This is a genomic window from Paenibacillus sp. 598K (genome assembly GCF_003851045.1).
In the GTDB taxonomy this organism is placed as follows: domain Bacteria; phylum Bacillota; class Bacilli; order Paenibacillales; family Paenibacillaceae; genus Paenibacillus_D.
Genome location: NZ_BFBX01000132.1, coordinates 1 through 6,496, shown reverse-complemented (window position 1 = coordinate 6,496; position 6,496 = coordinate 1). Strand labels below are relative to the sequence as shown.

At 64.5% G+C, this 6,496-nt stretch carries 3 protein-coding genes and 1 pseudogene; all 4 read left to right on the top strand.

Going from position 1 to position 6,496, the window contains the following annotated elements; translation table 11 throughout:
* Positions 1 to 789 (top strand): annotated as a pseudogene (locus PA598K_RS30185) (condensation domain-containing protein); the annotation flags it as partial.
* Positions 782 to 4,141 (top strand): serine hydrolase, encoded by a 3,360-nt coding sequence (locus tag PA598K_RS30180; protein WP_260405688.1) that lies wholly within the window; start codon positions 782 to 784, stop codon positions 4,139 to 4,141. The pseudogene PA598K_RS30185 and the gene PA598K_RS30180, both read left to right, overlap by 8 nt.
* Positions 4,142 to 4,192: 51 nt before the next feature.
* On the top strand, positions 4,193 to 5,200 hold the full coding sequence (gene sbnA / locus PA598K_RS30175) for a 2,3-diaminopropionate biosynthesis protein SbnA (protein ID WP_128660502.1): 1,008 nt from the start codon (positions 4,193 to 4,195) through the stop codon (positions 5,198 to 5,200).
* Between the two features lie 127 nt (positions 5,201 to 5,327).
* A complete protein-coding gene (locus PA598K_RS30170) occupies positions 5,328 to 6,296 on the top strand; it encodes a 2,3-diaminopropionate biosynthesis protein SbnB (protein ID WP_128660501.1) in 969 nt (322 codons plus the stop codon).
* Positions 6,297 to 6,496 lie beyond the last annotated feature (200 nt).

Below are 6,496 nucleotides of genomic sequence, written 5' to 3'. Positions count from 1 at the left end.
GAGACGGCGGAGCTGCTCGGCGATGCCAATAACTCCTATCGGACAGAGCCGAGCGAGCTGTTGCTGACGGCACTCGCTGTCGCGCTCGCTGGCGAAGGTCGGACGCGGAGTCGTCGCAGACTCGTCATCGAGGTCGAACGTCATGGCCGCGAGCCGATAGCCGCTTCGCTCGACCTGACGCGTACGGTAGGCTGGTTTACCTCGCTCTATCCGCTGCCGCTTGAGCTCGGCGGGCCGGACGGCTTGCCGGGGCTCGACTCTGCTTCGCAGACTTCACAGGAGCCGGGCTCTTCCGATGAGCGCCAGTCGCTGGGGGATGACGCGGAGTGGGAGCGAGCGATCCTTCATGTGAAGGCCAGGTCGCGCAGCATCCCGCATGGCGGCATCGACTACGGCATCGCCCGTTATCTGCCCGGGAGCGTAGACGCGCAGCGACTGATCTGCGGGGCTGACGCGGTGTTTAACTATATCGGCGAGCTGCGGCCGGGCGGCGCCGGAAGGCTGATCGCGCTGGCTGGCGAATACACCGGCCCTGACGTTCATCCGGCCAATGCGTCGTCGGAAGGCGTCGAAGCGCTCGCCTGGACAGCGGAGGGCCGACTGTGCCTGACGATCCGCCTTGGCGCTGGCGGCGCGACCGCGGCCGAGCGACTGGTTGAGCGTTGGGGCGCAGAGCTGCGACGGTTGCTTACCCATTGTCTCCGAGCCGATGCAGGCCGATTTACGGCGGATGATTTTGAGACGGTGCAGCTGAGCGAGGACGAACTGGAGGGGCTGTTCCATGACTAGGCCACGTCGACGGCAAGGCTTGCTACACATTGCCGCCGGTCGCCGGAGCCCGGAGCTGCCAGGCGCACGCGATCGACGGATGTCGCCGATGACCCGGCTGCCGCTGTTGCTGCTGGCGCTCTGGCTCGGCCTGCTGACGGGGCTGCCGTCCGCAGGGGCTGCATCGGGCAGCGAGGCCCGTCTGGCTGAGATCGAGACACTGGCGGAGCGGCTGCAGGGACGGGCTGACATCCCTGGCCTGTCGGTCGTCATCGTCCAAGATGGCGAGACGGTGTACAATCGCAGCTTCGGCTATGCCGACCTGGAGCAGCGTCGTCCTGCCGATGGCCAGACGATCTACGAGCTGGGCTCCAACAGCAAGGCGCTGACCGCGCTGGCCGTAATGCGGCTGCAGGCGGAGGGGCGGCTGTCGCTGGACGATCCCGTCACCGACTATATCCCTTGGCTGCGCCTCGCCTATAAGGGCGAGCCGCAGGCGATCACGCTGGCACAGCTGCTGCATCATACGAGCGGCATCCCGTTCGCCTCGATCGGCACGCTGCCGCCGACAGCGGGAGAGGGGGCGGCAGAGACGACGGTCCGCTCGCTGCTGGGCAGGCCGCTGGCTAGCGAGCCCGGCTCGCGCTACGAATACGCGACGATCAACTATGCGGTGCTCGGTCTCGTCATCCAGACGGTCACCGGCCAGTCCTTCGCCGATTATATGGCCTCTGCGGTGCTGGAGCCGCTTGGTCTGCGGGACACCTCGGCTATCGTACCCGCCGACCCTGCCCGGCTCGCGCAAGGCTATAAGGGGCGGTTCACCAGACCGTCGCCCTACGACCCGCCCGCGTACGAGGGCAATGCGCCCTCCGGCTATATCCTGAGCACGCCGGGCGATGTCGCGCGCTGGCTGGAGCTGCTGACGGGCGCAGAGCTGCCTGCGGGATTCGCGCCGGAGTGGCTGGCGGCGACGCTGCAGCCTGACCGCACCGTCGCGCCGTCGGCGGCCGGGGCTTCGTATGCCGCAGGCTGGGAGGTCTACCAGGACGGAGCGGGCTACTATGCCCATGAGGGCAGCAATCCGACCTTTTCCTCCTTTATCGCTTTCCGTCCCGGCGAGCGCAGCGGCGTCGCCGTGCTCGCCAACCGCAATAGCGAGACGACGGCGATGATCGGCGAGAGCGTGCTGGAGCTTTGGCTTGGCGAGGAGCCGCCTGTGGCCGGGCCCGATCTGTTCAAGCGGGCCGACACTTTTGCTGTGGCACTGCTCGTCATCCTGACGCCAGCCGCGTTGGTCATCTTGGTCTATATCGGACTGACGCTGCGCGAGCTTGGTCGCGGCGCGAGGCAGCCGCAGCGGCGTCCGGCGCGCTGGCTGGGCGCATTGCTCGGCCGTCTGGCGGCGGCAGCGATCGCAGCGGCGGCTCTCTACTGGCTGCCGGAGGTGATCGGCCTTGGCCTGAGCTGGCATTTCGTCGAGGTGTGGCTGCCGCAGACGGTGCTGCTGGCGGTGTGGCTGCTCGCAGCTGTCATCGCCTTGTATCTGCTCTACTCGCTGCTGCTGGCCTGGTTCCCGAGGCCGCGCGACCGCTCGCTGCTGCAGCCGGTAGCGTTGGCGTTGATGAGCGGTCTTGGCAACGCGATGATCATCTTCGTCATCAATGAAACGTTCGTGCGCAGCGACAACCTGACCAGCGGACTGCTCGCCTACTTTGGCCTGGCGGTGCTGATGTATGTGGTCGGCCAGCGCTACATCCAGTCGATGCTGGTGCGGCTGACCAACCAGTTCGTCTATGAGAAGCGGATGGAGCTGGCAGGCAAGCTGCTCGAGACCGACTACGCCCATATGGAGCGCATGGAGCGCGGCCGGTTGGAAGCGACGCTCAGTAGCGATACCGAGGAGATCAGCAGCTCGATCGGTCTGGTCGTGACGGGCGGCACCAATGTCGTGACGCTGCTCTGCTGCTTTGCCTATCTCGGCATTATGAACGTGTACGCGCTGCTGCTGTCGCTGGCGATCATCGCCATCCTGGCGGGCATCTACTATGTGGCGGGAGAAAAGGCGAATCAGCTGTTCGAGGAGACGCGGGATATTCAGAATCGCTTCTTCGGCTACATCGCCGACCTGCTGCGCGGCTTCAAGGAGCTGGCGCTCAGCCGGTCGCGGCGGCGCGAGTTCCGGGAGGCGATGGACGAGAGCTGCGAGACGTTCCGCGACAAACGGACCGGCGCGCAGATGCGCTTCGTCCATGTGTTCATCATCGGCGAGACATTGTTCGTACTGGTGATCGGCTGCGTCGTCTTCCTGTTCCCGGCGATCTTCAAGCAGATGGACCAGGATATGCTGCGCAGCTACGTCTTCGTCTTCCTCTATATGACCGGCCCGGTCAATCAACTGCTCGACAGCCTGCCGCAGATCGCTCTGATTCGCGTCAGTTGGGGCCGCGTCAAGCGACTGATCCAGGAGGTCGACGAGCGGCGGCGGTCGCAGACGACGGAGCTGGCGGCGGAGCGAGCGGCGTCGCCGGCGGGAGCTATCGCGTCAGTCGCTGCCGCGGGACCGGAGGATGATCCGCCGGAGCATGGTGCCTTGTCAGCGTCGCCTACATCGACCAGGCAGGACAGTTCGACGCAGCAGGCTGCAGCCCTGATGCATTTGTTGGCTTCATCCTCTCCGTCGCACGCTCCATCGGAGCTGTCGACGGTGAGCGCGGACGATGGTGCTGCACCGCTGGAGCTGACGCTCCAGGACGTCGTCTACCGGTATCCGGAGGACGCCGAGGGACGTCGTCCGTTCGCAGTCGGTCCGGTCGATTGCACGTTCCGGGGCGGCGAGGTCGCCTTTATCACCGGCGGCAACGGCAGCGGCAAGTCCAGCCTGGCCAAGCTGATCACCGGACTGTACCGTCCGGATGAAGGGCGGATACTGTTGAACGGCCGCGTCGCCTCAGAGGAGGAGCTGAGGGAGAGCTTTACGGCGATTTTTGCCGACTTCCATCTGTTCGACGCGCTTTACGGCATCGATACGAGCGGTCGCGAGGCGGAGATCGAGGCCTATCTGCGGCTGCTGGAGCTGCAGGACAAGGTCGCGGTGCAGGACGGCTCCTTCACCACCACACGGCTCTCGACCGGGCAAAAAAAGCGGCTGGCGCTGCTCGTCGCGTATCTGGAGGCGCGGCCGATCTGTCTGTTCGACGAATGGGCGGCCGATCAGGACCCGACCTACCGCAGACTGTTCTATGAGCAGCTGCTGCCGCAGATGAAGGCGAGAGGCACCTGCGTGATCGCCATCACCCACGACGACGCCTACTTCGATACGGCGGATCGCGTCATCAAGATGGATACAGGACAGCTGGTAGAGACGCCGTGAGCGGCGTCCTCTACACGGCAGTCATTCAAGGACCGGAAGGAAGGGATGCATATGCTGGAGCGACTCCAGGCCTGGCGCGAGGCGATCGGCAATACCCCGCTGGTGGAGCTGCGGGATGACAAGGTGCGGCTGTTCGCCAAGCTGGAGAGCCACAACTACACCGGCAGCGTGAAGATTCGTCCGGCGTATACGATCCTCGAGGCGGCGATTGCCCGAGGCGATATTACAGAGACAACGACGGTGATCGAATCCTCGTCGGGCAATTTTGCGATCGCGCTGGCGTCGCTGTGCCGACGGCTCGGGATTCGCTTCATCCCGGTCATCGACCCTAACATCAACCCGCTGTACGAGAAGCTGCTGCGTTCGCTGTCGCCCCGGGTAGAGAAGGTGACCGAGCGCGACCGGACAAGCGGCTTCCTGCTGTCGCGTCTGCGGCGCATCGAGCAGCTTCAGGCGGAGATCGAGGGCGCATTCTGGACCAATCAATATGACAACCCTGACAGCGTGCGCAGCCACTACGAGGGCGTCGGCCGCGAGCTGGCGGACAGTCTGCCGCGGCTCGACTACGTATTCGTCGGCACCAGCTCCTGCGGTACGCTGGCTGGCGTCTCCCGGCGCATCCGGGAGAGCCATCCCGGCGCGCGGATCATCGCCGTCGATACCGAAGGCTCGGCGATCTTCGGCGATACGCCGCGCAAGCGACTGATCCCCGGCATCGGCTCCAGCATCGTCCCGGCCAATCTGAGCCACGCGCATGTAGACGAGGCGATCCTGGTGCCGGAGGTCGCGACGGTCGACGGATGCCAGCAGCTGATGCGGGATCATGCGCTGTTCGTCGGAGGCTCCTCGGGCACGGTGTATGCGGCGGTGCGCCGGTATTTCGCGGACCAGCCGCCGACCGGGGATGGCGGCAAGCCAGTCGTCGCATTTATTTGTGCAGATGGCGGCATGGCTTATATGGACACGATCTATAACCCCGAATGGACCGCTCGACTTACGGCAGACGCTGCGCCTGCGGCTTCCTGGCCGGACATGCCATCGAACCGCCAGACGATCTGAACGGGCCGTAAGCGTGCGACATATGATGACCATGCGCTGGAACGATGAGCGTCTGACGGCTGTCCGATGCGCCATCACTGTCGAGGGACAAGGAAACTACATATCTTAGGAGCAGGAGGCGAGAGTTATGCGATATCTGAACGACGAGATGGTCGACCGTATAGGCGTCGACTGGCGGGAGGCGGCCGATACGATCGATGAGGCGACGCAGCTGCTGGCGAGCGGGGCTTACGCTCAGCCGATCAAGCCTTACTTGAGGTATGGCAATCCGCGCAATCGCATCATCGCCATGCCCGCCTACGTCGGCGGCGCGATCGATGCAGCGGGCATCAAGTGGGTCGCCAGCTTCCCGGACAATCTGGAGCTGGGCTTGCAGCGGGCGCACTCGCTGACGATCCTCAACGAAGCGGCGACCGGCCGTCCGCTGGCGGTCTTCAATGCCGCCCGACTGAGCGGCATCCGCACGGCGGCGGTGAGCGCCGCTGTATTGCGGCGATATATGACGCGCGACGGTCTGCCGTCGTCGTGGAAGGTCGGCATCGTCGGCTATGGGCCGATCGGCAGACTCCATCTGCGGATGATCGCGGAGTTGCTCGGCGAGCGGCTCGCCAGCCTCGTCCTCTGCGATATCCGCGGCGTCGATATGGCCGATGTCCCGGAGGCGCTGCGCGAGCGGACGACCGTCGCCGAGCGCTGGCAGGAGGCCTATGCGGACGCCGATCTGTTCGTCACCTGCACCGTCAGCAGCGCAGGGTATATCGATCAGGCGCCGAAGCCGGGCAGCCTGCTGCTGAACGTATCGCTGCGCGATTTTATGCCGTCGATCCTGGACCACACCTCCTCGATCCTCGTCGACGACTGGCAGGAGGTGTGCCGCGAGGGGACGGATATCGAGCGGATGCATCTGGAGCGCGGACTGACCGAGGCGGATACGCTGCCGATATCGGCGTTGACGACGGAGGCGATGCAGGCGTTGCCCGCGCACGAGGCGATCCTGTTCAACCCGATGGGGATGGCGGTGTTCGATATCGCGATCGCAGCTTACTATGCCAGATTGGCCAAGGCGCGCGACATCGGCATGATGCTGCCGGATTAGTAGCGCGATCCTGATATACCGTTCCTATAGACGTTGCACAGTCTCGCGTCTTCATCGCTTATGGAGACTTGCTCCATTCGCCATACGCGCATGGCCTCTCTATGAGCAATCCTAAAGCAATCCTAAAGCGATCCTAAGCGATCCTAAGCGATCCTAAAGCGATCCCTGTCATCGCTTAACTGCAAAAATACCTCTATTTA

What these genes read in the sequence shown, in the direction of transcription:
- PA598K_RS30180 (WP_260405688.1), top strand. Translation starts at nt 782, where the DNA reads ATGACTAGGCCACGTCGACGGCAAGGCTTGCTACACATTGCCGCCGGT.
- sbnA (WP_128660502.1), top strand. Translation starts at nt 4,193, where the DNA reads ATGCTGGAGCGACTCCAGGCCTGGCGCGAGGCGATCGGCAATACCCCG.
- PA598K_RS30170 (WP_128660501.1), top strand. Translation starts at nt 5,328, where the DNA reads ATGCGATATCTGAACGACGAGATGGTCGACCGTATAGGCGTCGACTGG.